This window comes from Nocardia sp. CC227C, assembly GCF_030767025.1.
Lineage (GTDB): Bacteria > Actinomycetota > Actinomycetes > Mycobacteriales > Mycobacteriaceae > Nocardia.
In genome coordinates this window covers 387512-412891 of record NZ_JASITE010000004.1, presented here as the reverse complement: position 1 = coordinate 412891, position 25380 = coordinate 387512, and the positions used below count along the sequence as shown (strand labels likewise).

General features: G+C 69.5%; 22 protein-coding genes. 7 read left to right on the top strand and 15 right to left on the bottom strand.

What is annotated here, in order from left to right; genetic code table 11:
* Nucleotides 1-1605, bottom strand: coding sequence for a dolichyl-phosphate-mannose--protein mannosyltransferase (locus QMO76_RS10475; protein WP_306361002.1), 1605 nt, complete (start codon nucleotides 1603-1605; stop codon nucleotides 1-3).
* Between the two features lie 375 nt (nucleotides 1606-1980).
* Between QMO76_RS10475 and rsmI the strand changes: the two genes are divergently transcribed.
* Entirely contained in the window at nucleotides 1981-2826 is an 846-nt protein-coding gene (rsmI, locus tag QMO76_RS10470; RefSeq protein WP_306361149.1) for a 16S rRNA (cytidine(1402)-2'-O)-methyltransferase, read from the top strand.
* 75 nt (nucleotides 2827-2901) lie between these two features.
* Here the strand turns inward: rsmI and QMO76_RS10465 are convergent, their stop codons facing one another.
* The 8 genes from QMO76_RS10465 to metG all read right to left on the bottom strand — a co-directional run bounded on the left by QMO76_RS10465 (nucleotide 2902) and on the right by metG (nucleotide 13194).
* Nucleotides 2902-5043: an MMPL family transporter gene (locus tag QMO76_RS10465; protein WP_306361001.1), complete on the bottom strand. Its 2142-nt coding sequence runs from the start codon at nucleotides 5041-5043 to the stop codon at nucleotides 2902-2904.
* The gene (locus QMO76_RS10460) at nucleotides 5040-6236 is read right to left on the bottom strand and encodes a peptide synthetase (protein WP_306361000.1); all 1197 of its coding nucleotides are present in this window, start codon (nucleotides 6234-6236) and stop codon (nucleotides 5040-5042) included. Before QMO76_RS10460 ends, QMO76_RS10465 begins: the two co-directional genes overlap by 4 nt.
* Nucleotides 6237-6249: 13 nt before the next feature.
* Nucleotides 6250-7293: an NAD(P)-dependent oxidoreductase gene (locus QMO76_RS10455; RefSeq protein ID WP_306360999.1), complete on the bottom strand. Its 1044-nt coding sequence runs from the start codon at nucleotides 7291-7293 to the stop codon at nucleotides 6250-6252.
* Complete coding sequence (locus tag QMO76_RS10450) at nucleotides 7290-7562, bottom strand: hypothetical protein (protein ID WP_306360998.1); 273 nt, start codon at nucleotides 7560-7562, stop codon at nucleotides 7290-7292. Before QMO76_RS10450 ends, QMO76_RS10455 begins: the two co-directional genes overlap by 4 nt.
* Entirely contained in the window at nucleotides 7562-9235 is a 1674-nt protein-coding gene (locus tag QMO76_RS10445; RefSeq protein WP_306360997.1) for a fatty acid CoA ligase family protein, read from the bottom strand. The genes QMO76_RS10450 and QMO76_RS10445 overlap by 1 nt, the downstream gene beginning before the upstream one ends.
* Nucleotides 9232-10146 carry a hypothetical protein gene (locus QMO76_RS10440; protein WP_306360996.1) on the bottom strand — a complete coding sequence of 305 codons (915 nt, stop codon included), beginning with the start codon at nucleotides 10144-10146 and terminating at the stop codon, nucleotides 9232-9234. The genes QMO76_RS10445 and QMO76_RS10440 overlap by 4 nt, the downstream gene beginning before the upstream one ends.
* A gap of 7 nt (nucleotides 10147-10153) precedes the next feature.
* Nucleotides 10154-11206: a 3-oxoacyl-ACP synthase III family protein gene (locus QMO76_RS10435; protein ID WP_306360995.1), complete on the bottom strand. Its 1053-nt coding sequence runs from the start codon at nucleotides 11204-11206 to the stop codon at nucleotides 10154-10156.
* A 404-nt stretch (nucleotides 11207-11610) separates the two neighbouring features.
* On the bottom strand, nucleotides 11611-13194 hold the full coding sequence (gene metG, locus QMO76_RS10430; protein ID WP_306360994.1) for a methionine--tRNA ligase: 1584 nt from the start codon (nucleotides 13192-13194) through the stop codon (nucleotides 11611-11613).
* A 68-nt stretch (nucleotides 13195-13262) separates the two neighbouring features.
* On the opposite strand from metG, the gene QMO76_RS10425 reads away from it, so the two are divergent.
* Nucleotides 13263-14090 (top strand): TatD family hydrolase, encoded by an 828-nt coding sequence (locus QMO76_RS10425; RefSeq protein WP_306360993.1) that lies wholly within the window; start codon nucleotides 13263-13265, stop codon nucleotides 14088-14090.
* A 210-nt stretch (nucleotides 14091-14300) separates the two neighbouring features.
* Nucleotides 14301-15428 (top strand): resuscitation-promoting factor, encoded by a 1128-nt coding sequence (locus QMO76_RS10420; protein WP_306360992.1) that lies wholly within the window; start codon nucleotides 14301-14303, stop codon nucleotides 15426-15428.
* Between the two features lie 91 nt (nucleotides 15429-15519).
* Here QMO76_RS10420 and QMO76_RS10415 read toward each other — a convergent pair whose 3' ends face one another.
* Nucleotides 15520-16287: an SDR family NAD(P)-dependent oxidoreductase gene (locus tag QMO76_RS10415; protein WP_306360991.1), complete on the bottom strand. Its 768-nt coding sequence runs from the start codon at nucleotides 16285-16287 to the stop codon at nucleotides 15520-15522.
* Nucleotides 16288-16426: 139 nt separating this feature from the next.
* Here QMO76_RS10415 and QMO76_RS10410 point away from each other — a divergent pair, with 139 nt between their 5' ends.
* Together QMO76_RS10410 and rsmA are read left to right on the top strand one after the other, a co-directional pair.
* Nucleotides 16427-17587, top strand: a complete 1161-nt coding sequence (locus QMO76_RS10410) for an alpha/beta fold hydrolase (RefSeq protein WP_306360990.1) — start codon at nucleotides 16427-16429, stop codon at nucleotides 17585-17587.
* A gap of 198 nt (nucleotides 17588-17785) precedes the next feature.
* The gene (gene rsmA, locus QMO76_RS10405; protein ID WP_306360989.1) at nucleotides 17786-18664 is read left to right on the top strand and encodes a 16S rRNA (adenine(1518)-N(6)/adenine(1519)-N(6))-dimethyltransferase RsmA; all 879 of its coding nucleotides are present in this window, start codon (nucleotides 17786-17788) and stop codon (nucleotides 18662-18664) included.
* Nucleotides 18665-18698: 34 nt separating this feature from the next.
* Here rsmA and QMO76_RS10400 read toward each other — a convergent pair whose 3' ends face one another.
* From QMO76_RS10400 to QMO76_RS10380, 5 genes are all read right to left on the bottom strand, one after another.
* The gene (locus QMO76_RS10400; protein ID WP_306360988.1) at nucleotides 18699-19217 is read right to left on the bottom strand and encodes an LpqN/LpqT family lipoprotein; all 519 of its coding nucleotides are present in this window, start codon (nucleotides 19215-19217) and stop codon (nucleotides 18699-18701) included.
* A gap of 192 nt (nucleotides 19218-19409) precedes the next feature.
* Nucleotides 19410-21647 carry a cation-translocating P-type ATPase gene (locus QMO76_RS10395; protein ID WP_306360987.1) on the bottom strand — a complete coding sequence of 746 codons (2238 nt, stop codon included), beginning with the start codon at nucleotides 21645-21647 and terminating at the stop codon, nucleotides 19410-19412.
* Entirely contained in the window at nucleotides 21647-22543 is an 897-nt protein-coding gene (locus QMO76_RS10390) for a hypothetical protein (RefSeq protein WP_306360986.1), read from the bottom strand. The genes QMO76_RS10395 and QMO76_RS10390 overlap by 1 nt, the downstream gene beginning before the upstream one ends.
* A gap of 1 nt (nucleotide 22544) precedes the next feature.
* A complete protein-coding gene (locus tag QMO76_RS10385) occupies nucleotides 22545-22751 on the bottom strand; it encodes a heavy-metal-associated domain-containing protein (RefSeq protein WP_306360985.1) in 207 nt (68 codons plus the stop codon).
* A gap of 89 nt (nucleotides 22752-22840) precedes the next feature.
* Nucleotides 22841-23458 (bottom strand): TetR/AcrR family transcriptional regulator, encoded by a 618-nt coding sequence (locus QMO76_RS10380; protein ID WP_306360984.1) that lies wholly within the window; start codon nucleotides 23456-23458, stop codon nucleotides 22841-22843.
* A 75-nt stretch (nucleotides 23459-23533) separates the two neighbouring features.
* On the opposite strand from QMO76_RS10380, the gene QMO76_RS10375 reads away from it, so the two are divergent.
* Together QMO76_RS10375 and QMO76_RS10370 are read left to right on the top strand one after the other, a co-directional pair.
* Nucleotides 23534-24286 carry an SDR family oxidoreductase gene (locus QMO76_RS10375; RefSeq protein WP_306360983.1) on the top strand — a complete coding sequence of 251 codons (753 nt, stop codon included), beginning with the start codon at nucleotides 23534-23536 and terminating at the stop codon, nucleotides 24284-24286.
* A gap of 133 nt (nucleotides 24287-24419) precedes the next feature.
* Nucleotides 24420-25364, top strand: coding sequence for a 4-(cytidine 5'-diphospho)-2-C-methyl-D-erythritol kinase (locus QMO76_RS10370; RefSeq protein WP_306360982.1), 945 nt, complete (start codon nucleotides 24420-24422; stop codon nucleotides 25362-25364).
* Nucleotides 25365-25380: the final 16 nt, after the last annotated feature.

The following is a 25380-nucleotide window of genomic DNA, read 5'->3' as shown; positions in this document are numbered from 1 at the left end:
CTACCGCCAGCTCGGCAGCCACAGGTGGTCGTGCCAGTTCCCGATCGTGATCGGATAGGCCGTGAGAATCGGCCACAGCCAGATGAAGTTCGCGATCACCAGGGCCAGATACAGGCAGATGATGAGCAGCCCCAGCCCCTGCCGCTCACTGGTCGGGGTGAACCGCTGCCAGTCCGCAACGCCCGATAGTCGTCGCCCGCTCGGCTCGGCGTGCCCGAGAATATCGCCGAGCACCAGCGCCACGGCCATGGCCAGGAACGGGGCCAGCGGCACCGCGTAGAAGAAGTACATCTGCCGGTCCAGCGACAGGAACCAGGGCAGCAGGCCCGCGCCGTAGCCCACCAGCACCGCCGCGTACCGCCAGTCGCGGCGTACCAGCGTCCGCCACAGCGCCCAGGCCAGTACGGGCAGCGCCACCCACCACAGGGCGGGCGTGCCGATCAGCATGATGGCCTTCACGCACTGCGAGCCGCCGCAGCCGGTGACGCCGGAATCGGCGTAGTAGTAGAGCATCGGGCGCAGACCCATCGGCCAGGTCCACGGTTTCGATTCCCACGGGTGGTGGTTGCCCGCCGAATTGGTGAGTTCCTCGTGGAAGCGCAGCACCTCCGCCGAATAGAACCAGAGCGAGCGCAGCGCGTCGGGCACCCAGGAGAACAGGCCGTCGCTGCCGAGTTTGGGGCTGCCGACCACCCAGCGGTCGTAGGTGGTCTCGCCACCGAACCAGGACCACCAGGTGGCGAGGTAGACCAGCAGCGGGACGACCACCAGCGCGTAGGCGGTGGGGGCGAGATCGCGCACCGCGGTGCCCTGCCAGGGCAGGCGCACCCGGTAGCCGCGCCGGGCGGCGAGGTCGAAGGCCAGGCTGAGCAGGGTGAACGCCGCCACGAAATACAGTCCCGACCATTTGGTGCCGCAGGCCAGGCCGAGCAGGACACCCGCGCCGAAACGCCACCAGCGCACCCCGAATCGGGGACCGTACGGACTGTCCCGGATCCGGCCCTCCCGGTCCACCCGGGCGATGCGGGCGCGCATCTCGTCGCGATCCACGATCAGACAGCCGAAGGCGGCGACCACGAACAGCGCCTGGAAGATGTCCAGCATGCCGATGCGCGAGGAGACGAAGGTGACCCCGTCGGCGATCAGCAGAATGCCCGCGAACGCGCCCACCAGCGTGGAACGCGTCATCCGCCGCACGATGCGGATCACCAGCAGCACCATGACGGTGCCGCAGACGGCGGCCGTGAACCGCCACCCCCACCCGTTGTAACCGAAGATGGCCTCGCCGATGGCGATCATCTGCTTGCCGACCGGTGGATGCACGACGAGCCCGTACCCCGGATTGTCCTCGACCCCGCCGGTCAGCACCTGCCAGCCCTGCGGCGCGTAGTGCTTCTCGTCGAAGACCGGCGTCTTGCCGTCGGTCGGGTACCCGAGCATGAGGAATCGCGTGAACGCCGCGATGGCGGTGAGCACCAGCGTGACCACCCACCCGCGCACCCGATCGGTGGGACCGAGTTCCAGCGAGGGTCTCAGCGGTGCCGGGCTGGACATCGCCACCCCGGTGTCCGGGGTGGACGGTCGAGTATCGGTCACCTGGGTCACGACCCGATGTTATGCGGTGCGCCGGTGGCGGGGCGCGGCCGGTGAGGCCGGTGCGAGCCCCCGGCCCGAGCGCCTGCGTGCCCAGTGCACATGTGCGTGCCTGCCCGGGTCGTACGGAATCCTGTTTCCTGTGCCCGGGGACGGCGGGTGTCCGAGCCCGTGCGGAGGTGGTCGCGCCCCACACAAGGCATGTGTGTCCGACGCGGCGGCGTCCGTATGCTGGGCGCGGCGGGCGTGCGCAACCCGTGGTTTTCCGGCCGAGCGGTCGCGGCCCGTCGTTCGTGCCGAGCGGGTGCGGGCGTCGAGTTCGGCGAGCGGGCGACGCTGTCGGATGGATGCCCGTTGTCGAGACGATTGCGAGGAGCGGTGAGCGGTATGGGTGAGGCGTCGGGGCGGCTGGTACTGGCCGCTACGCCGATGGGGGATGTCGGCGACGCCTCGCAGCGGTTGCGCGATGCGCTGGGCTCGGCCGATATCGTCGCGGCGGAGGACACCCGGCGCACGCGGTCGCTGGCCAAGGCACTCGGCGTCGAGATCGGCGGGCGGGTGGTGAGCTTCTACGACCATGTCGAGACGGCCCGGATTCCCATGCTGCTGGCGGAGATCGAATCCGGCCGCACCGTCCTGCTGGTCACCGACGCGGGAATGCCGTCGGTCAGCGATCCCGGCTACCGCATGGTCGCGGCCTGCGTCGAGCGCGACCTCCCCATCACCTGCCTGCCCGGCCCCTCGGCCGTGACCACCGCGCTGGCCCTGTCCGGTCTGCCGGTGGAACGCTTCTGCTTCGACGGCTTCCCGCCGCGAAAGTCCGGCCAGCGCAAGGAATGGCTGCGCACCCTCGCCGCCGAACCCCGCGCCTGTGTCTTCTTCGAGGCCCCGCACCGCCTGGCCGACTGTCTGGCCGACGCGGTGGAAATCCTGGGCCCCCGACGCCGCGCGGCGGTCTGCCGCGAACTCACCAAGACCTACGAGGAGGTCGTGCGCGGCACCCTGGCGGAACTGGCCGCCTGGGCCGTCGACGGCGCACGCGGCGAGATCACCGTGGTTCTCGAAGGCGCACAACCGGTGACGACCGCACCCGAAGACCTGGTCGATCGCGTGGAGGACCTGGCCGCCAAGGGCCTGCGCCTCAAGGACGCCTGCGCCGAGGTCGCCTCCACCACGGGTGCCTCCCGCAAGGAACTCTACGAGGCCGTCCTGGCCGCCCGCTCGGCCGAATAGGCCGCTACCGCCGATACCGGCGCGCTTCCCGCGTGCGGGCGGTGATCCGCTCCGGCCGGCGGCGTCGGCTCCGCGCTATCCCCGCGCCGGAACCGTCGCCTCCGGGGTGGTGGCGGTGACCGATTCCGGCGGCTGCGGCGGGCGGCGGCCGGGCATCCACCAGTTGGCCTTGCCCATGAGTTTCACCAGGGCTGGGACCAGGAGCATGCGGACCAGGGTGGCGTCGATCACCAGCGCGATGACCATGCCGAGGCCGAGGAAGCGCATGGGGGTGAGCGGGGAGATGGTGAACGCGCCGGTGATGAGGACGAGCAGGGTCGCGGCGGCGGTGATCACCCGTGCCGTCCGCACGGTGCCGGTGCGGACGGCCGCGGTGGTGTCGGCCCCGGCGTCGTGCGCCTCCTTCATGCGGGAGAGCAGGAACACCTCGTAGTCGGTGGACAGGCCGAAGACCACGGCGATGATGAGCACCACCATGCCGCCGGAGAGCGGACCGGGGCTGATGCCGAGCGCATCCGCCAGATGGCCCTGGTCGAAGATCCAGGTCAGGATGCCGAAAGTGGCGGCGAGGCTGAGGAATGCCATGAGGACGGCCTTGAGCGGGAGCACCACGGAACGGAAGGCCAGCAGCAGCACCAGCAGGGTGGCGGCGACCATGACCACCAGCATCAGCGGCATGGCGTCCACGACGCCGATGACGCTGTCCACGGTGGCGGCGCTCGCCCCGCCGACCCGCAGCTCCACACCGTCGAGGCGCAGCGCCCGAATGTCTTTCACGATCTCCTGGGCGTCCGGTGAACGGTCGGGCGCGGCCAGCGCCGCGTGCAGGACGGCGGCATCGTCCCGCGTGCCCAGCGAGAGCACTTGGCGCACACCGGGTACCGCCCCGACCTCCCGCAGCCCCGCGGAAATGTCGGAACTCGCGGGCACGGTGCCGTCGGCGCGGGTGAGCAGTACGGTGGCACCGCTGTTGGCGGCGGGGAAGTTCGCGCTCAATTCCTCGACCGCGACGCGCTTCTCATTGCCGGGCGGCAGCGCGGTGTGGTCGATATCGCCCAACCGCACCCCGGCCAGCGGCGCGGCGAGCACCAGCAGCAGCCCGCCCACGGCGATGGCGACCGTTCCGGGACGCCGCATGACCGCGGTGACCACCCGGCCCCAGAACCGTTGCGCCCGTCGCTCGGCGTGCTCGTAGGCGTCCGCCCGCCAGCTCCACTTGCGAATCCGGGGTCCGAGCAGCATGAGCGCCGCGGGCAGCGCGCTGACCGACAGCAGCGCGGCCAGCGCCACCGCGGCGATGGCGCCGAAGCCCAGCGACCGCAGCACCGCCTGCGGGAAGACGAAGGTGCCCGCGAAGGCGCACATGAGCAGCAGCGCCGAGAAGGTCACGGTGCGTCCGGCGGTGAGCAGCGCGCGGGTCACCGCCTCGTCCACGGCACGCCCCTGCCCGAGTTCCTCCCGGAACCGTCCGACCACGAAAAGCCCGTAGTCGATGGCCAATCCGAGCCCCAGCAGCGACACCACGTTCATGGCGAACACGCTGACCTCGGTGACGTGGGCGATGAGCCCCACCGCGCCCAGCGCCCCGATCACGGCCAGCGTGCCCACCGCCACCGGCAGCAGCGCCGCCACGATGCCCCCGAACACCAGCACCAGCACCACGGCCGTGAGCGGGATCGAAATCGCCTCCGCGACTATGAGATCGCGCCGCGACTGCTGGCTGATCTCGTCGGCCAGGGCGCTGTAGCCGGTCAACTGGGTGCGGATGCCGGGCACCTCGAGTTCGGCCGCGATCTCCGGATACACCGCGATCCGCCGGTTGTCGTCCCCGGCGGCGAACACCACGGCCAGCGCCTGCCGACCGTCGGGCGAGCGCAGGTACTGCTGTCGCGCACTGTTCCAATAGGTTTCCACGGGGCGATCGAGCAGTGCCGGATCGATCCGCCACACCGCCTGCTCGACGCTGGCGCCGATATCGTCGAGCGTCTGCCCGTCGGGCGCGGTGTAGATGGCGATGATGTCCGGATTCTGCGGTCCGAACCGCTCCGTCACCCAGCTGTCCACCGCCGTGGACTCGCTGCCGGGGTCCTGAAACCCGGCCGCGCTGACCTTCTCCGCCAGCCCGGCGGCGAAGACTCCCGACAGCAGTGCGAACAGCACGGCGGCGGCCAGCACCAGCCGCGGCCGGGCCACCACCACCCGCGCCCACCGCGTCATGACGCCGCCGAATCCGTCTGCGCGAACTCGCTCTCCAGGGTGTGGACGATCTTGTCCAGCAGCGCTTCCAGCCGCTCGGGAATGCCGCGCCCGCTGCGCGCCGACACCGAGAGCTCGGTGCGCCCGTCGCCCTCGGTCATGCCGAACAGCAGTGGCATGGCCACACTGTGCTGCGGCAGCACCCGCACGGCGGTCGGGCGGAAGCCGGGCACCGCGAGTTCGTCGAAGTCGTAGCGCCCCATGTGCGAGACGGTGGCCGAGGCGAGGTTGTAACCCCACCGGGAGCCGACGAAGTTCAGCGTCCGCAGCAGTGAACGTCCCACGGCGGGCGGCAGTTTGGTGAGCCCGCTGTTGTCCATCTGATTGAGTTCGCGTGCCTCGCGCAGTCCCGCTTTCTTCATCTCGTTGAGCTGTGCCACCGTGGCGACGCCGCGCACATCGAGGAACAGCGGCAGCGCGAGATTGGCGGTGGAGCGCAGCTCCGGATCATGGCGGCGCAGATCGACCGGAATCATGATGCGCGATCGGGGGCCGCCCCACTCGGTGAGGATGGCGGCGACCCGTTCCAGCGCGCGCGGGCCGGTGGCGTTGATGGTGCGGCAGCGCAGCAGATGGCGGTGCTCGCCCGGCTCCTGCCGCCCGTGGCCGACCGCGGAGCGGAAGCTCGGATTCATGAGCGTCGGCCGCCCCGGCGCGCCGACCTTGCGCACCAGCTCGGCGTCGGCGATGGGATCGGCCGCGCCCACCGGCTCCTGTCCGCGCAACACCCGCAGCACATCGGTGACGAACATGATCATGCCCATGCCGTCCATCACGCCGTGGAACACCCGGAACACGACGGTGGTCGGCGCGGCGGTCAGCAGCAGCACTTCCACCGTCGACTCCGGGGTGGGGCCGATCGGGCTGGTGAGCACCGGATCCGCCTCCAGTTCCGGGAACCGGAGCGCGTGGTCGACCACCCGCACCGCGGGCGCGATGCCGCTGTCCACCCAGTACTTCCCGTCCCGCACCAGCCGTGCGCCCGGATTGGCCTGCGCCGCCGCGGCCACCGCGCGCCGCAGTTCCTCCGCGTCGAGCGTGCCGGTGCCCTCGACGGCCAGCTGCATGAGGAACGGCGGAGCCAGATCCCGCATCGGGAAGTAGATGAGCTCGGTGGGGGAGATGGGTCGGCGGAAACCGGTGTCGTTGCTCATGGCCTGCTCTCAATCACCGAAGGTTCTTGGTCAATTCCTCGACGCCGCCCTGGGTTTCGAGCCAGGCCAGCAGTTCGCGCAGCCCCCGTGCCCGGTCCACCACCGGCGCGTACCCGAAATCGCGGGCCGCGGCCGAGGTGTCGTAGGTGGCCGTGCGGGTCATCAGCGCCACCACGTAGCGCGACAGCGGCGGCGACCAGCGGGTGGCGACGGCCGGTACCCGCCAGATGGTTTCGATGACCGACACCACGGCGTCGAGCACCCGCCGATTCGGCTGTCGGCTCGGCCGCTGGTAGCCGAGTTCGGTGGCGACCTCGCCGAGGAAGCCCCACACGTCGGTCTTCTCGGCGTCGGCGACGAAGTACGCCTTCCCGCCGACCCGGTCCGACGCGGCGGCCGCGACGCTGGCCTCCACGATGTTCTCGACGTGGCACAGCGAGGCGAACACCTGCTTGCCGTAGGACAGGTCCGGCAGCGAGCCCTCCGCCGCCTTGCCCAGCAGCCGCACGATCGGCCCGCTGCGGTCGCCAGCGCCCCAGATGGCACGCGGGCGCAGCGCACACGTGCGGAAGTTCTCCGAATTCGCCGACAGCACAGCGCGTTCGGCGGCCGCCTTGGTTTCGGAGTACAGGTTCAGGTAGCGGCTCGGGTACGGCACCGATTCGTCGATGTCGACCTGATCGCCGCCGTCGCGGTCCATGAGCGCACTGGGACTGGAGATGAAGACGAAGCGCGAAGCGCCGTTGCGGCGCGCGGCGGCCAGCAGTTGCACGGTGGCGCTGACGTTCTCGGCCCAGAACTGCTGCCGGGTCCCGCGCTCGTCGACCCGCGCCGCACTGTGGAACACCACGTCCACGCCCTTGGTGGCATTGTCGAGTGAGCCCGCGTCGGTGAGGTCGCCGGTGACGATCTCGATGCGGTCGATGACGTCGGCGAGGTCACGCAGATTGCTGGTGGGCCGGGCCAGGATCGCCACCTGGTAGTCGCCGTCGCGGACCAGGCGGCGCACGATGGCGCCGCCGAGGAATCCGGACGCGCCCGTCACGAGTGCCTTCACGCCGCCACCTCCTGCGTCTTCCACCAGGTGAGACCGAAGATCTGGGTCAGCACGGCGGTTTCGACCGGTGACGTGCCGCTGCCCTCGGCGGCGCGCAGCGCGGCCGGAATCTGGGCCGCGTGCACCACGATGCTGAGGAACGCGTCGATCCAGAAGACCGCGTGCAGCAGCCGATTGGCCGGGGCGCGACCGGTCAGCGCGGCGATCAGGCCGACGGCCAGGTACAGCCAGCCCAGGATCGGGACCGCGCGCAGTGCGAGAACCTTCATTACTTCTCCGTCCCTAGTTGCCGCTGCGCCCAGATCGCCAGCTGCTCGCGGCCGATCTTGGCATTGTGCCGAATGTCCACCGGGAACTTCGAGTGGAACAGGAAGCGGGAAACCTTTGCGGTGACCTCGAATTCGGCGGCGCGCTGGCGCAGCGCCACGGCGATCGCGTCGATGTCCGCACCCGGCTCGGCCTCCACGCACAGCACCGGCGTCTGCCCGCCGCGCGGTCCCACCCCGACCAGCGCGGTGCGGGCGACGCCGGGCACGGTATTGAAGACCTGTTCGACCTGCACGGTGAACATGGGTCCGTCGGCGCTGTGCACGCGCTGACTCTTGCGTCCGCAGAACCAGATTCGGCCCTCGGCGTCTATCCAGGCCAGATCGCCGGTGCGGTGCCAGACGGTGTCGCCGTCGTGGATCTTGCCCGCGGCATTGGCCTCCGGCGGCCAGAAGTAGCGGGTGCTCACATTCGGCCCGGAGACCACGAGTTCGCCGATCCCGTTGGTGGCGTACAGCTCCGAGGACAGCTCCTCCACCCGATCCCAGGTGGGCAACGGCTCGTCGGTGATCGCGATCACGCGGGCGCGCACCCGGTCACCGGGGCGGCCGATGCAGGTGCCCTCGCCCCGCTGCGACCGCTCCACCAAACCGTCGAACAGCTCCCGCGATTCGATGGTGGACATGGGCAGCGCCTCGGTGGAGCCGTAGCCCGCGTGGATCTCGGCGTCGGCGCTGAGCACCTCGCGCAGGCCCGCGATGCACCAGTTCGGCACCGGCGCACCGCCGGAGTAGATGCTGTGCAGGCTCGGCACCGCCGCCCCGGTGTGTCGCAGATGCCGCAGCAGCGGGATCAGCACGGCCGGGGAGGCGAACATGGTCTTCACGCCGAACCGGTTGACGGCGTCCACCACGTGTGCCGGATCGGTGGACCCGACCTGGCTGGGAATCAGCGGCGGCAGCACACAGCGCGAGCCGAGCAGCAGATCCAGAATGCCGACCAGCGGCAGGGTGATGAGCGAGGTGTCCGGCGGGACGTGGCCGCGCGCGGCGTGCACCTGTTCCACCATGGCCGACAGATTCCCGTGCGTCATCTCCACGGCCTTGGCCGGGCCGGTGCTGCCGGTGGTGTAGGCGATGAGCAGCAACTCGTCGTCGGGAGCCGGATCGCGCTGCGGCAGTGACCCGGTCGGCCGGGTGCCCCAGGAGGCGAGGGTGGGGCCGCGCCAGAACCAGCGCCTGCCGACCGTCACCGTCACCCGCACCCCGCGGAAGTAGTTGCGGAACAGCACCCGGGCGGCGTGCGCGGGCGGAATGCCGATGAACGCCTCGGCGTCGGCGGCGCGCAGGCAGCGCAGCATCTTGCGCAGGCCCATGCCCGGGTCGATCGCGACGGGGACGGCCCCGATCTTCAACAGCCCCAGCATGATCGCGTACAGCTCGGGGCTGGGCAGCACCAGCACGATGGTGCGGGTGCCGCGCCCGACACCGGCCGCGCTCAGCCGTTCGGCGATGGCGTCGGACCAGGCGTCGAGTTCGCGATAGGTGAGATACCGGTAGTCCGGCAGCCCGGACGGGTTCGTACCGCCCGGGAAGATCACCGCCTCGCGATCCGGCCGGTCGGCCACGACCGCCCGGAAGCGGTCGATGGCCTGCCAATAGGTGCCCGCCGTCACGCGGCGGCCCCGGCGAGGGCGGGCAGGCGGTAGAGCACCGCGGCGGCGGCCGGACCGGCGCCGGCTGCGACGAAGAGCACCTGTCGGTACGCCGCGAGCGAATCATCCTGTGCGGCGGCGTCATAGGCCAGCGGCAGTGCGGCGGTGTGCGGATCGCCTTGGGACAGATCGGGAGTCCGCACCGCCTCGGGGGCGATGCCCAGTTCGGCGGCCAGTCGCGCCGGGAACGCCGCGCTCGGCGTGGAGGCGATCACCGCCGTGTCGGCCGGATCGATGTCACCCGCCTCGTCGAGCGCGGCCCGCGCTGCCCGCACGGCGACCGCGAGCAGCCGGTCCTCGGCGTCGGCGTCGCGCTCCACGGTCATCAGACCGCGGCCGACGGTGCCCATGGTGGCGACGTCGACATAGGACTCGACGGCGGGGGCGCCCGCGCCCGAGACCGTGTGCACCCGGCCGAAGCCCTCCGGCTCGTCGGTGAACTCCAGCAACAGCGCGGCACCCGCGGTGGCGTAGGGGAATTCGTCGTCTGCGGCCGCCCGGGTCAGTGACGGGTGGGTGTCGCCGGAGACCACCAGCACGTGCTCGGCGCTGCCGGTGGCCAGCACCGACTGGGCCACCTGCACGCCGTTGAGCACGCCGACCGCGCCGTTCATGAGGTCGAAGGAGAACGACCGGGGGTCCTCCTTGGTGTAGTCGAGCCCGATCCCGGCGGCCTTCTGGATCAGCGCCGAGACGGCGGGTTCGACGGTGTTGGAGTCGCGGAACACGCCGGTGTTGATCAGCACGCCGACCTGGTCGGGCCGCACACCGACCCGCTCCAGGCTCTGCCGCGCCGCGCGAGCGCTGTGCTCGACGATGCTGAAAGTATCGGTGTCCCGGCTGGTTCCGGTGGATTTGATGCGCACGCCCATAGCAGATTCAGACCTTCAGCGACGAAATCGTGGTGGACAGGAATCCGGCGACCACGCCGGAGGCGGCCGGGACCATGAGCAGCTTGGATCCGGCCGGAATGGCCTGCTGGCTCAGCTGGTCGTGCAGCACGATGAAATGTGAAGTGGTGGAGGTGTTTCCGTACTTGTGGATGACATTCAGGTCCGGCGGCATCGGCACGCCGAACTCCCGCGCGGCAATGGCGTTGATGAACGGCACCGCGCCCGCACCGAACTGGTGGTGGATCATGTAGTCGAATTGCTCGTCCGCGAAGGACTTGCCCTGCTGCTCCAGGAATGTGCCCTGGGTGTCGGTCCACAGCAGGAAGCGTGACTCGTTGTGCATCTTCCGGTTGTCGGTGTAGAGCGCAACACCCTGTGACTTGTCACTGGGCATGCCCAGGCACAGGTGCGAGTACTCCGAGGCCGTGGTCAGCTCGATGTAGTGGATCTTGTCGGCATCGTCGACCGCCTCATCCAGTACGACGGCGGCACCGGAATCGCCCACGGTGAGTGAGGCGAATTGCAGGTCGTATTTCTCGGAGATTTCTTCGACGGCGGTTTCCGCAATGGGGGTGATGGCCTCGCCGCTGACCACGATTCCACGCCGTACGGCACCCGAGCGAATCATTCGATCCAGAATGTAGGTGCCGGTGAGCATTCCCGCGCACGCATTCGACAGATCGAAGGTGATGACATCGTCACGCGCGCCGATGGCACGGCCGATCGCACCCGCGAAGGAGGGTTCCATATACATCTTGGTGCCGTCCTTGGACCGCGTGATCGAGGTGGAGATGATCACGTCCAGGTCCGAGGCCGCATACTGTGACCTGGACAGACAGTCCTCCACCGCATTCATGGCGAGGGTGAAGGAATCTTCGATGTGCCCGGGTTCGGTGGAGCGGAAGCGCCGCTCCTGGACGCCCGTGATCTTTTCGAGATCGAAGCCGGGCGCGGTTTTCAATTGCGATACGAGTTCTTCGGTGGTGACTCGTTTGGACGGCAGATATGCGCCGATCGCCTCGAATCGTGAATACGGCACGGGGACTCCTCGGAAGTAGGGAGCAATTCATTCGATAGCGGGGACGCATGGAAGGCTACCCGAGGGTAACTTCGTCTGCGACATCGTCGATCGGGGTCGGCTGTCTGAGACATTTGGGTATCTCACAATTTCTGTAACTGAAAGTCTCACGAACTGCATATGGTTCGGCTATCAGTACTTCGCCTCGGGTGATCAGGTGATCTTGGTGTCCGGGTGGGCGCGGGGCCAACGATCGGTTACCCGGGCAAATCTGTGCGAACGACCAGTCTTGATTATCGGACTGACGGTTTCGCTGTGAGAGACTTCACCGCCTCCCGACCGCCGAAAGCACGGCGGCCGGGCACGATTTCTCGTACCCGGCCAGCGGTGAGCAAACTGTCTGGGCGACAGCCCTTTTCGAGAGGTTACGCCGCAGGGTCCCGGAACTTCGGGAAGACCACCTCCGGCTCGGGCAGTGCGGTGCCCGGCTGGATCGGCGTCGCGATATCGGCGAAGGTGCGGCCGGTCTGGCCCAACAGATCCAGGATCTTGTCCGCCGAACCCGGAATCACCGGCTGCACCAGTATGGAGACGATCCGCAGCACCTCCATGGTCACGTACAGGATGGTGCCCTCCCGGGCGGTGTCCTCCGGCGTACCCGCCTTGGCGAGCGTCCACGGGGCCTGCGCGGAGAAGTAGCGGTTGGTCTCGCCCAGGGTGAGCCACAGCTGTTCCAGGCCGAGATGGATCTGCTGCTGGTCGAATTCGGCGCGCACCTTCTCCAGCAGCCCGTTCGCCCGTTCCAGCAGCGCCTTGTCGTCCGCGGTGAGCTCACCGGGCGTCGGCACCACGGGACCGAAGTCGCGGGCGACCATCTTCAGGCAGCGCTGCGCCAGATTGCCGTACTCGTTGGCCAGGTCGGTATTGATGCGCCCGACGATGCCCTCGTGGCTGTAGGAGCCGTCCTGCCCGTAGGAGATCTCGCGCAGCAGGAAGAAGCGCACGGCGTCGAGGCCGTAGGTGTCGACCAGTTGCATCGGATCGACCACATTGCCGACCGACTTCGACATCTTCTCGCCCTTGTTGTACAGGAACCCGTGCACGAACACGCGTTTCGGCAACTCGATACCGGCCGACATCAGGAAGGCGGGCCAGTACACGCAGTGGAAGCGGGTGATGTCCTTGCCGATAATGTGCAGATCCGCGGGCCAGAACTTCCGGAACTCGGCGGAATCGGTATTCGGGAAGCCCGCGCCGGTGAGGTAGTTGGTGAGCGCGTCCACCCACACGTACATGACGTGCGCCGGATCGCCCGGCACCGGCACGCCCCAGTCGAAGGTGGTGCGGGAGATGGACAGATCCTTCAGCCCGGCCTTCACGTAGGAGACGATCTCGTTGCGCCGGGTGGCGGGCGCGATGAACTCCGGTCGCGTCTCGTAGAGTTCGAGCAGCTTGTCCTGGTAGTTGGACAGCCGGAAGAAGTAGTTCGACTCCTCGGTCCACTCCACCGGCGTCCTGGTCTCGGTGGAGACGCGGGTGCCGTCGTCGAGGACGGTGGTCTCCTCCTCGGTGTAGAAGGCCTCGTCGCGCACCGAGTACCAGCCCGAGTAGGTGTCGAGGTAGATGTCGCCGTTGGCCGCCATCCGCTCCCAGATGGCGATGGAGGCGGCGTGGTGGTCGGCGTCCGTGGTGCGGATGAACCGGTCGAAGGAGACGTCGAGCGCGGAGTCCATCCGCTCGAACACGTCCGAGTTGCCCGCCGCGTACTCGCGCTCGGGCACGCCCGCGGCCTTGGCGGCCTGCTGCACCTTCTGGCCGTGCTCGTCGGTGCCGGTCATGAAGAACACGTCGAAGCCGTCGAGTCGCTTGAAACGGGCCAGGGCATCGGAGGAGATGTACTCGTACGCGTGCCCGATGTGCGGCGCACCGTTCGGGTAGGCGATGGCCGTGGTGATGTAGAAGGCCGGTGCTGATGCGCCAGGGGTGGCGGTGCGGTCGGATGCGCTCATGGTGTGTCCTACTGTAATCGGCGTGCCTTCAGCCGCTCCCCTCAATATCCCTGTAAGCGGTGGTGTCGATGAGTAAGAAGCGACCCGCGCCGGAACCGCCCGAACCGCTGTCCCCGCTGGTGGACGCGCACACCCATCTGGACGCCTGCGGCGCGAGCGATGCGGAATCGGTTGCCGCCATTGTGGATCGGGCCCAGGCCGTGGGGGTCGGTCAGGTGGTGACGATCGCCGACGATCTCGAGGCCGCCCGTTTCGCGGTGCGCGCCGCGCACTGGGATCGGCGGGTTTACGCGGCCGTGGCCCTGCATCCGACGCGCGCCGCCGCGCTGGACGACGCGGCCAAGGTGGAGCTGGAGAAGCTGGCGGGCGATCCGCGCGTGGTGGCCGTGGGCGAGACCGGCCTCGATTACTACTGGCCCGGCAAGCTCGACGGCTGCGCCGCGATCGAGGAGCAGGTCGAGGCTTTCCGCTGGCATATCGACCTGGCCAAGCGACTGGGCAAACCGCTCATGATCCACAATCGGGAAGCCGATCATGATCTGCTCGCCGTCCTGCTGGACGAGGGCGCACCGGAAACGGTGATCTTCCATTGTTTCTCCTCCGACGCGAACATGGCCGTCGCGTGCGTGGAGGAGGGCTACTACCTGAGTTTCTCCGGAACCGTCAGTTTCAAGAATGCCCATGAATTGCGGGAGGCCGCGAAACTGGTGCCGGAGGAGCGGATTCTCGTCGAAACGGACGCGCCCTTCCTGACCCCGCATCCCTTCCGCGGCGCGCCGAACGAGCCGTACTGCCTGCCGTACACCGTGCGGGCGCTGGCCGAACTTCGCGAACAGGATCCGGTGCGGCTGGCCAAGATCACCACGGCGAATGCGCGGCTGGTCTACGGAATCTGAGGTCGCACGATTTCTGCGAGAAAGTCACGGGTTTGCGCACTGTCGATCCGTGGGTCGCGCGGTGTGGCTTCGCTCACTATGATCTAGCCGAATCGTGACCAACCAGCGCTTCGATATCGGGTCGTTATTCTGAAACGCCCCGGTACGCGTGGAGTGGTTGTCAATTCATGACCCCCTCGTTATCGTACTGTGACCATGCCGGGATTTCCGATGAACGCTCTGACGAAGATCAACTCGTCGCGCTCGCCGCTGCTGTACGGCGCCATCGCGGCGATGCTCGTCACGCTCGTCGTCGGCGCGGGCCTGGCCATCGTGAACCACAAGACGGTCACCGTCGTGGTCGACGGCCAGAAGTACATCCAGAGCACCATGTACCGCGACGTGCGCGGGGTGCTGAAGGCGGCCGGATTCTCGGTCGACGACAAGGATGACGTGAGCCCGGCCGCGAACGCCACCGTCGCCGACGGGGCAACCATCACCCTCAACCGCGCCCGCGAGGTCGCGCTGACCGTCGACGGTCAGCAGCAGAAGGTGTGGACCACCGCGCTCACCGTCGCCGAGGCGCTGGTGAAGCTGAGCCTGCCCAGCGATGTGTTCACCTCCCCGGCCCGGCCCACGCCGCTGCCGCTCGAGGGTGGGCAGCTGCTGGTGACCAGCCCGCGCACACTGGAACTCGCCGACAACGGCCGCGCGCCGACGCTGGTCCGGCTGGCCGCGCCGACCGTCGGTGAACTGCTGAAGGTACAGGGCCGCCCGCTGGTGAACCAGGACACCGTGGAGCCCGCCGCCGACACCCCGCTCACCGACGGCATGAGGATCGTCGTCACCCGGCGGGTGATCGAGAACCGCACCGAGCGAATCCCTCTCGATCCGCCGGAGAACATCATCGAGGATCCGGAGCTGAACATGAGCCGGACCGTGGTGGAGAATCCGGGCAAGCCGGGCGTGCACGACGCGACCTTCGCCGTCTCCATCGTGAACGGCCAGGAGGCGGGCCGGGAACTCGTCGATTCGACCGTGATCGTCCCCGCCGAGCCGAAGACCATCCGCAAGGGCGCCAAGCCCGGCACCGAGGTGCCGCCGGTGCGGGACGGCGCGATCTGGGACGCGTTGGCCCAGTGCGAGTCCGGCGGCAACTGGGCCATCAATACCGGCAACGGCTACTACGGCGGCATTCAGTTCGACGCGAACACCTGGGCCCGGCAGGGTGGACTGCGCTACGCGCCGCGCGCCGACCTGGCCACCCGCGAGGAGCAGATCGCCATCGCCGAGGTGACCCGGCAGCGACAGGGCTGGGGCGCCTGGCCCGCTTGCACCAGCCGACTGGGCCTGAGCTGAGCGGGCTTCCCGCTTCGGCTGTTCGTATCGCCCGCGCGGGCCGTTGCTCACATGACCCACGCGGACTGTCGCTCGCAGCGGTCGTCGGCCGCTACATGAGCGCGCCGCCGTCCACGCGGAGTTCGGTGCCGGTCATGTAGCGGCCGTCCTCGGAGGCGACCATGGCCACCACACCCGCGATGTCCTCGGGTTTGCCCAGCGCGCCGCCCTCCAGCCAGCCGGGCAGGCGGGCCATCAGGGTCCAGTCCGCGTCGGCGGGGATGTCGAGATTCGATGTGATGGCGGTGCTGATGCCGCCGGGCACGATATTCACCGCGCGCAGGCCCTGCTTCGAGTACTCGAGCGCGATGGAGTGGGTGAGCGCGTTGACCCCGGCCTTGGACGCGGCGTAGGCGGCCATATACGGCGCCGCGCCGAACGCGCTGGTGGAGGAGAAGTTCACCACGACGCCGTGCGGCGATTCGAGCAGGTGCGGCAGGGCCGCCTGGACCATCAGGAAGGTGCCGGTGAGGTTCACCGCGAGCACCTGGTTCCAGGTCTCCAGGGGTAGTTCGTGGGTGTGCCCGCCGCGCATGATGCCCGCCGCGTTCACGAGAACGTCCAGGCCGCCGAGGAACTCGGTCGCCTCGGCCACGGCGGCGCGGGTGGACTCCTGATCGGCCACGTTCACCGCCAGGGCGCGCAGCCGGTCGCGCTGGTCGGCGGGGGCGGCCTCGACGGTGGCGGCCAGTCCGGTCTCGTTGACGTCGGCGGCGACCAGCTGCGCGCCCTCGGCCAGCAGTCGCAGGGCGATGCCCTGTCCGATGCCGGAGCCCGCGCCGGTGACGAGTACGCGACGGTCGTCGTATCTGCGATCCATCGCCCGAAATTAGAACAAGTTACAGGTGGGGTCAACGGCGGATTGCCAGAGAATCTTCAGATTGGACCGTTGTTCAGTTCATTAGGCTGCATGGCGGTTCGATAGTCATTCCCGGGTCGGGGACCTGATGGAGGATCGCATGCGAGTGTTCGGCGGGTGGACGCGTGTCCTGGCCGCGGCGACGGTGTCGGCGGGAGCGCTGTTGAGTGTTCCGGTGGCCCCGGCGCAGGCGGCGGCCGAGGGCACACCGATCGCGGTGGAGGCGCAGCCCGCCGGCTGGCGGGGGATGGCCAACGGGTACTCCGTCGACTACTGGACCACGCGCTCCAACGGCGAGCCGGTGAAAGCCAGTGGGGCCCTGATCGTTCCGGAAGGGACGCCGCCCCTGGGCGGCTGGCCGATCATGGCCTACGACCACGGCACCTCCGGGCTCGGCCCCGGCTGCGGCGGGCAGAGCGCCGGCAGCCGATTCAGCCGACCCAAGGAGGACGCGGTCCTCCAGTACTTCGTGAACAAGGGTTTCGCCGTGGTCGCGCCCGACTTCCTCGGGCTCGGCCGGTTCGACACCGGACCGCACCCGTATCTGGAGACGCGCACCGAGGCGACCGCCACCATCGACCTGGTGCGGGCGGCGCGCGAGATCCGCTCCGATCTGTCGCGGTCGTGGGCGGTCACCGGCTTCTCACAGGGCGGCCACGCGGCGCTGGGCACCGCGCACCTGCAAGCGGCGCTGCTGCCCGACCTGGACTTCCGGGGGACCATCGCCGTCGATCCGGCCTCGGATATCGAGAAGGTCGCCCCGCTCGTCGGGCCGTACGTGCCCGCGGTGCCGGGCCAGCTCGGCAATGCCATCGACGGATTCGTGGTGAGCATGTTCGCCGGACTGCGGGATACGCGTCCCGAACTCGACCTGGACAGCTACCTCACCCCACGCGGCCGCCAGGTCCTCGATGACGCCAGCGGCCTCTGCTTCGACGGCATCATGCGGGTGGTGGACGGCATCTCGGTGGGGGAGATGCTGGCCCGGCCGCTCGCGGACGAGCGCTTCCGCACCGCCGTCACCGACTACATGGCGGTGCCGACCAGCGGCTACGACGCCCCGATCCTGCTGCTGCTCAACGCCACCGACAAGGTGGTTCCGTCACCGCTGCACGCCGCTTTGGCCGCGCAGTTCACCGCCAACGGGGTCGACTACTCGACGGTCGTCGGCATGGGTGAGCACACCGAACTCAACCCGGAGATGTGGGCGGCCATCGAGGGCTTCGTAGCCCGGGTGCTGTCCACGCCGACGTTGCCGTGAGACGCGCCCGGAGGCGGCGGGCGCGGACGGCGGAACGGCCGGTGGTCGGGGTGGCCGCCGCTCGGCGCCTGACCATGCGGTAGCGGCTGCCGCCGTCGTTCGAGCGACGACGGAGCAGCGGGGGAGAGGTGGCCGTGGGGCGAGCGACGGCGCGGGCAGGTGCGTGCTCGGCGCGGCCGTGTTGATACGTTTGGCGGCGTGTCCGAGTCCGATATCGCCCGTGGTCGAGCCGCTCTGCTGGGTCCCGCCGAAGTGCGGGAGCTGGCCGAACGGCTCGGGGTGCGGCCGACCAAGCAGCTCGGTCAGAACTTCGTGCACGATGCCAACACCATGCGGCGCATCGTGAGCACGGCGGGGGTCGGCCCCGAGGACGTGGTGCTCGAGGTCGGACCCGGACTCGGTTCGCTGACCCTGGCGCTGCTCGATGTGGTCGACCGGGTGGTGGCGGTGGAGATCGACCCGGTGCTCGCCCGCGCCCTGCCCGATACGGTGGCGGCGCGGGCCCCCGAGCTGTCCGATCGCCTGACGGTGGTGCTCTCCGACGCCATGAAGGTCACCGCCGCCGATCTGCCCGCCGCACCCACGGCGCTGGTCGCGAATCTGCCCTACAACGTCGCGGTCCCGGTGCTGCTGACGCTGATGGCCGAATTGCCCAGCATCCGAACCGCACTCGTCATGGTGCAGTTGGAGGTGGCCGAGCGCCTGGCCGCCGAGCCCGGTGGCCGCGTCTACGGCGTCCCCAGCGTCAAGGCGGGCTTCTTCGGTCCGGTTCGCCGTGCCGGAACCGTCGGCCGCCAGATCTTCTGGCCGGTTCCGCAGGTCGAATCCGGTCTGGTCCGCATCGACCGCTTCACCGTCTCCCCGTGGCCGCAGGACGCCGAGTTCCGGCAGCGGGTCTACGCGGTGGTGGACGCGGCCTTCGCGCAGCGCCGCAAAACGCTGCGCGCCGCCCTGGCGGGCTGGGCGGGCTCCCCGGCCGAAGCCGAAAAGCGTTTGGTGGCAGCGGGAATCGCGCCCACCGCACGCGGTGAGACCCTCGATACGGCGGCCTTCGTCCGCCTGGCCGAACAAGGCTGAGACAGCCGCGCGGGATCGAGACCGCCGCTCCGGCTCAGGCGGAAACGGCCAGCCCCGCGACAATGGCTGCCGCGTCCGCGCCGTCGTGGTCGGCGCGCGTGGTGACGGTCAGCTGCACCAGATAGCGATCCTCGAGGATGACGTACCGGTTGTAGGCCCACAGGGTCATCGGTTCGACCACGTAGGTGCCGGTGATCGCCGAGGACGGGAAGCCGTTGAATTCGCCGGTGTGGGTGTCGAGCTCCTGCCACTCCGGCAGCCGCCGCGCATCGGTGAACCCGCACTCCAGCAGCTTGGACGAGTCCATCGGCTCGGAGAACTTCGCGACCAGCACCACGGCGTTGTCGGCCCAGCCGCCCTCCGGCGCGGTCGCCCACACCCCGTACGCGCCGGGGAACTGCGCCGGGTTCATCTGCTGCCACCCCTCCGGCACCGGGATCGAGACCTGCGGTGCACCAGGGTCTCCGGGCGCGACGGACTCCACGTGCACGCCCGCCGAGGCGAGGTATTCGGCAATGCTGGGCAGCCCATCGGGGCCGGTGGGGGTGGACACGAGAGATCCTCTCGGCTGGACAACGGATGGCCGCAGGCGAGTCTGCCATGGACCGGCCCGCGACGATCGGCGACCGGGTGGATTGGTTCGCGAGCGACCGGGTGGATCGGGGTCGGATGCGACGGCGACCGGGTCGGTCGGTGCCGCCGTGGGGCGATCCCGACCGACCCGGTCGATTCGTGCCGCGTGCGGCTAGGCGAAGCGCCGCAGGCGCAGGCTGTTGCTCACCACGAAGACGCTGGACAGCGCCATGGCGGCACCGGCGAGCATCGGGTTGAGCATGCCCGCCGCGGCCAGCGGGATGGCCGCGACGTTGTAGCCGAACGCCCAGAACAGGTTGCCCTTGATGGTGCCCAGGGTGGCCCGGGACAGGCGGATGGCGGCGGCCACCGTGCGCAGGTCGCCGCGCACCAGCGTGATGTCGCTGGCCTCGATGGCCACATCGGTGCCGGTCCCCATGGCCAGGCCGAGGTCGGCTTGGGCGAGGGCGGCGGCGTCGTTGACGCCGTCACCGACCATGGCGACGACCTTGCCCTCGTCCTGGAGCCGCTTGATCACGTCGAGCTTGTCACTGGGCAGCACCTCGGCGATCACCTCGGGGATGCCGACCCGGTCCGCCACCGTGCGGGCGGCGGCGGCATTGTCTCCGGTCAGCAGCACGGGTGTGAGGCCGAGCGCCCTCAGGTCCGAGATCGCCTCGGCGCTGGTGGATTTGATCGCGTCGGCGATCACCAGCACGCCGCGGGCGGCGCCGTCCCAGGCCACCACGATGGCGGTGTGCCCGGCGGCCTCGGCCTGGGACTTGGCCTGCGCCAACGACTCCGGCAGCGCGATCGACCAATCATCGAGCAGCGAGGTGCGTCCGATCACCACCGCGCGTTCACCCACCAGGCCCCGCACGCCCTTGCCGCCGTGGGAGACGAACTGCTCCACCGGCTCCAGGGGCAGGCCCTCGGCCGCGGCACCGTCCACCACGGCTTTGGCAACCGGGTGCTCGGAACCGTGCTCCACCGCCGCGGCCACCGCGAGCAGATCGTCGGCGCTCTGGTCGGCGGCCGGAATCACCTCCGCCAGCGTCATCTTGCCGGTGGTCACGGTGCCGGTCTTGTCCAGTACCACGGTGTCGATGCGCCGGGTCGACTCCAGCACCCGCGGACCCTTGATCAGGATGCCCAGCTGCGCACCGCGCCCGGTGCCGACCAGCAGCGCGGTCGGGGTGGCCAGGCCGAGGGCGCACGGGCAGGCGATGATCAGCACCGCGACGGCCGCACCGAACGCGGCGGCGGTGGCCGTTCCGGTGCCGAGCCAGAAGCCCAGCGTCGCAACGGAAATAGCGATGACGATCGGCACGAAGACCCCGGCCACCCGGTCGGCGAGCCGCTGCACCTGTGCCTTGCCGTTCTGCGCGTCCTCCACCAGCTTGGCCATCTGGGCCAGCTGGGTGTCCGCGCCGACACGGGTGGCGCGCACGGTCAGCATGCCGCCCGCGTTCACCGTCGCCCCGACCACCTCGTCGCCGGGGCCGACCTCGACGGGCACGGACTCGCCGGTCAGCATGCTCATGTCGAGGGCCGAACTGCCGCTCACCACAACGCCGTCGGTGGCGATCTTCTCGCCCGGCCGGACCAGGAATTCCTCGCCGACCGTCAAATCGGCCACCGGGATGCGGGTTTCGGCGCCGCCGCGCAGCACCGACACCTCCTTCGCACCCATTTCGAGCAGGGCGCGCAGCGCCGATCCGGCCTTCTCCTTGGATCGGGTCTCGAAGTACCGGCCTGCCAGAATGGCCACGATCAGCACGGCCGCGACCTCGAAGTACAGCGTGGAGGCCGAGTCCGTGCGCGAAATGCTCAGGGTGAAGGGGTGTTTCATGCCGGGCATACCCGCGTCGCCGAAGAACAGCGCGTACACCGACCAGCTGAAGGCCGCGATGGTGCCCAGCGAGATGAGCGTGTCCATGGTGGCGGTGCCGTGCTTGGCGTTCACCCAGGCGGCGCGGTGGAACTGCGCGCCGCCCCACACCACGATGGGCGCGGTCAGCGTGAGCGAGAGCCACTGCCAGTTGTCGAACTGCAATGCCGGGATCATGGACATGGCCACGACCGGCAGCGCGAGCGCCAGGCTCACCAGCAGCCGGTGCCGCAACTCCGCGGTGGCGCTGGGACGGGAATCGTGCTCGGCCGCCTCGGTGCGCACCGGTTCGGTGGCGTGCACGGCCGCGGTGTAACCGGCCTCGGTGACCTGCTCGATGAGATCGTCGGCGCTCACCGACGCCGGGAAGTCGACCCTGGCCTTCTCGGTGGCGTAGTTGACCGACGCATTGACACCCTCGATCTGGTTGAGCCGCTTCTCGATTCGGGAGGCGCAGGAGGCGCAGGTCATACCGCCGATCTCGAGTTCGACGGACCGCTCGGTAGTCGGCGCGCTCATCAGTGACCTCCTTCGTGTTCTCCGAGCCCTCCCGGATCGGCCGGGACGGGGGCGGCAGTGGCTGCGATGGTGAATTCCGCGGTGTGCACCGCGTTGTCGTGTGAGAAATCCAGGTACAGGCGGTATTCCCCGGCGGTGGGCGCTTCCGCGTGGAAGGCGACCTCCGGTCCGGGGGGTGTGCTGCCTACCTCGCCCTGCGGATGGACGTGCAGGTAGGCGAGGTCGGCGGCCCGCAGCGCCACCAGGTGCGCGTACGCGCCCAGGTAGGGTCGCAGATCGGTGACCGGTTCGCCGTCCCGGGTGACGGTGAAGCCCAATCGGCTTCCGGCGGTGGTCAGATCACCGGTCAGGGTGACCCGGTACCCGTCCACCTCGGCGGTTCGTGACGGCGGCGGCAGGGGCTGGAGTGCGGTCTGCCCGGTCACGGTGACGGTCCGGCTCAGGGTGAGCCCGCCCGGCCCGCCGGTCGGCGCGAAATCGGCGAACACCCGGTAGGTGCCCGGCTCCTTCCACGTCCAGTCGATGGACCAGGTGCCGTCCGCGGCCAGCTCCGGATGCACATGCCGGTACTGGCCGGCGTCGGTGCGGGCCACGATCAGGTGCAGATCCTTCTCGTGCTGTTCGTCGTAGGCGGTGACGGTTCCGGATGGTCCGGTGATCCGGAAGCTCAGCACGCCGGGTTGATGTGCGGTGCTCGGTGCGCTGATCTCGCCGAGGGTGTAGCCGGATGCGCTGGCGTCGAGTCCGAACGCGTCGTGCTGGTCGGTCCGGCTCTGCGAGGTGTCGTGGCTCGAGGCCGGGCTCGGGTCGCCCACCAGGGCGCCGATCCCGAGCGCGGCCCCGAACAGCACGACCAGTCCGCCACCGAACGCGGCGAACCTCAGTCGATCGTTCATCTCAGCCCGCCACCTGGTAACCCGCCTCGTCGACGGCGGCCACGACGTCGGCGTCGGTGAGGGGAGCGTTCGACTCCACCTTCACCAGACCGCTCGCGAGGTCCACGTCGACATTGGTGACACCGTCGATCTTGCCGATCTCCTTCTGGACCGAACCGACGCAGTGGCCGCAGGTCATCCCGGTGACGGTGTAGGTGCTGGTGGCCATGTCAGACTCCTTCTCGCGCTCATCATACGGTGCGGGGGTATCCCCGACACCGATGAAGGTACCCCCAAGGGGTACCTAGCGCAAGCCCGTCACCGGAAGTCCCGGCGCGCGATCTCCTCGGGCCAAGCGTGCATGGCCAGTTCCGCGGCCTTGTTCAGTTCGGCGGCGGTCGCGCCGTCCTGCGCGCTCTGGGACATGCCCTGTAGAACCGCCGCCGTGTACCGCGCGAGCGCGGCGGGATCGGTATCCGCGGGCAGGATCCCGGCCGCGACGTCGGCTCGGATGCGTTCCTCCAGCACTGCCACATTGCGATTGCGCTTATCCCGGAGCAGTGCGGCGACCTCGCTGTTGGTGGTATTGACCCCGGCGCTCATCACCATGCATCCGGGTGGGCGACCGGGCTCGGTATAGGCCGCCGCGGCCTCGCGCAGCAGGCGTGCGGCCGCACTGCGTGCCGTGGGCGCCTCGGCGAAGGCGCGCATGGCGAATCCGCCGTAGCACTCGCCGAAGCGTTGCACCGCCTCGGTGAACAGCTGCAGTTTGTCGCCGAAGGCCGCGTACAGGCTCGGCGCGCCGATGCCGAGCTCCTCGGTGAGATCGCGGGTGGAGGTGGCCTCGTATCCCTTGCGCCAGAACAGGTGAATCGCCTTGTCCAGCGCGGCATCTCGATCGAAGGAGCGGGGTCGTCCCCGCGTCGGTGCGCCCATGGGGTCTATTTTATAGCGACTGCTATTTAATGTGCTACCGTCCTTCTGTAGCGACCGCTAGAGAAAGGTTTCGACATGGGCACGCTGACAGGGAAGACCGCACTGGTGACCGGCGGCAGCCGCGGCATCGGACGCGGTATCGCGGAACGACTCGGCCGCGACGGGGCGCGGGTCGCGGTGCACTACAACGGCAATGCGGCCGCCGCGAAGGAGACCGTCGCGGCCATCGAGGCGGCGGGCGGATCGGCCTTCGCGATTCAGGCCACCCTCGGCGAGCCCGGCGACGTGCGGACGCTGTTCGAGGCTTACGACGCCCAGGCCGACGGCCTCGACATCCTGGTCAACAACGCGGGCACCGACGGCATCCGGGAACCCATCGCGGGTACCGACGAGCAGTCCTACGACCGCGTGTTCGCCGTCAACACCAAGGCCCCGTTCTTCATCACCCGAGCGGCCCTGGAGCGCATGCGCGACGGCGGCCGCATCGTCAACATCTCCACCGGACTCACCCACGGCGCGCATATGCCGCAGCTCATCGCCTACACCATGACCAAGGCCGCGCTCGACGCCTTCACCGCGATCCTCGCCAAGGAGGTCGGCGCGCGCGGCATCACCGTCAACGCGGTCGCGCCCGGCATCGTCGACACCGATATGAATGCCGCCTGGCTGCGCAATGACGAGACACAGGCGACCGTCGCGGCCATGTCGCCGCTGCGGCGGGTCGGGCAGGCCGACGATATCGCCGATGTGGTCGGCTTCCTCGCCTCGGCCGATTCCCGCTGGGTGACCGGCCAGTGGATCGACGCCACCGGCGGTGCCCTGCTGTAGACGCGGAGTCACGGATCGGCCGGTGGGCGGTGCTTCCGCCGATCCGGGGACGGCGGCACGGTGCGCCGGGTGCGCTGCCCGGCGGCCGTGCCGCCGTTCGTTCTCGGGGGCCGGTGCGCACTAGGCTTGGCGCGTGCTGTCTGTTGTACCCGGTCCCGTGGTCGTGCGCGCCCCGTCGAAGGTGAATCTGCACCTCGGGGTGGGCGATCTGCGCGACGACGGATACCACGACCTCACCACGGTATTCCAGGCTCTGTCGCTGAGCGACGATGTGCGGCTCGCGCCCGCGGGCTCGCTCGCGGTGAAGGTGACCGGGGAGGGCGCGGCCGAGGTGCCGACCGACCGCACCAATCTGGTGTGGAAGGCGGCGGTCCGGCTGGCACATCTGGACGGCCGCGCGCCGCTGGTCGACATCGCCATCGACAAGGGGATTCCGGTCGCGGGCGGCATGGCCGGGGGCAGCGCCGACGCGGCGGCCGCGCTGGTGGGGCTCAACGACCTGTGGGAACTGGGGCTCAGCCGCGAGCAGCTGCTGGATATCGCCGCCGAACTGGGCAGCGATGTGCCGTTCGCGCTGCACGGCGGCACCGCCCTGGGCCGCGGGCGCGGCGAGAAGCTGCTTCCGGTGCTGTCCCGCAACAGCTTTCACTGGGTGCTGGCGCTGGCCAAGGGCGGGCTGTCGACACCCGAGGTCTTCCGTGAACTGGACCGGTTGCGCGAGGTCGGCGACCCGCCCCGCCTGGACAGCCCCGAGGCGCTGCTACAGGCTCTGGCCTCCGGCGACCCGCGGCAGCTCGCACCGCTGCTCGGCAACGATCTCCAGGCCGCGGCCCTGTCGCTCAAACCGGAACTGCGCCGCACCCTGCGTGGCGGCGTGGCGGCGGGCGCGCTCGCGGGCATCGTGTCCGGCTCCGGTCCGACCTGCGCCTTCCTCTGCGAGAGCGAGGAGGCCGCGGTGGCGGTCGCCGCCGAACTCTCGGGCGCGGGCGTCTGCCGCAGCGTCCGCACCGCCAGCGGTCCGGTGCCCGGAGCCCGGGTCGTATCGGACCCCGGCGTGCACCGACCCGGTGACAACTGATTTCGTAAGGATCTGG

Coding starts and splice junctions, on each gene's coding strand:
- QMO76_RS10395 (WP_306360987.1), bottom strand. CDS start 21,647: ATGAGCGCGCCGACTACCGAGCGGTCCGTCGAACTCGAGATCGGCGGT.
- QMO76_RS10450 (WP_306360998.1), bottom strand. CDS start 7,562: ATGAAGGTTCTCGCACTGCGCGCGGTCCCGATCCTGGGCTGGCTGTAC.
- QMO76_RS10440 (WP_306360996.1), bottom strand. CDS start 10,146: ATGGGCGTGCGCATCAAATCCACCGGAACCAGCCGGGACACCGATACT.
- rsmI (WP_306361149.1), top strand. CDS start 1,981: ATGGGTGAGGCGTCGGGGCGGCTGGTACTGGCCGCTACGCCGATGGGG.
- QMO76_RS10415 (WP_306360991.1), bottom strand. CDS start 16,287: ATGGATCGCAGATACGACGACCGTCGCGTACTCGTCACCGGCGCGGGC.
- QMO76_RS10385 (WP_306360985.1), bottom strand. CDS start 22,751: ATGGCCACCAGCACCTACACCGTCACCGGGATGACCTGCGGCCACTGC.
- QMO76_RS10390 (WP_306360986.1), bottom strand. CDS start 22,543: ATGAACGATCGACTGAGGTTCGCCGCGTTCGGTGGCGGACTGGTCGTG.
- QMO76_RS10410 (WP_306360990.1), top strand. CDS start 16,427: ATGCGAGTGTTCGGCGGGTGGACGCGTGTCCTGGCCGCGGCGACGGTG.
- QMO76_RS10460 (WP_306361000.1), bottom strand. CDS start 6,236: ATGAGCAACGACACCGGTTTCCGCCGACCCATCTCCCCCACCGAGCTC.
- QMO76_RS10465 (WP_306361001.1), bottom strand. CDS start 5,043: ATGACGCGGTGGGCGCGGGTGGTGGTGGCCCGGCCGCGGCTGGTGCTG.
- QMO76_RS10375 (WP_306360983.1), top strand. CDS start 23,534: ATGGGCACGCTGACAGGGAAGACCGCACTGGTGACCGGCGGCAGCCGC.
- QMO76_RS10380 (WP_306360984.1), bottom strand. CDS start 23,458: ATGGGCGCACCGACGCGGGGACGACCCCGCTCCTTCGATCGAGATGCC.
- QMO76_RS10425 (WP_306360993.1), top strand. CDS start 13,263: ATGAGTAAGAAGCGACCCGCGCCGGAACCGCCCGAACCGCTGTCCCCG.
- QMO76_RS10420 (WP_306360992.1), top strand. CDS start 14,301: ATGAACGCTCTGACGAAGATCAACTCGTCGCGCTCGCCGCTGCTGTAC.
- metG (WP_306360994.1), bottom strand. CDS start 13,194: ATGAGCGCATCCGACCGCACCGCCACCCCTGGCGCATCAGCACCGGCC.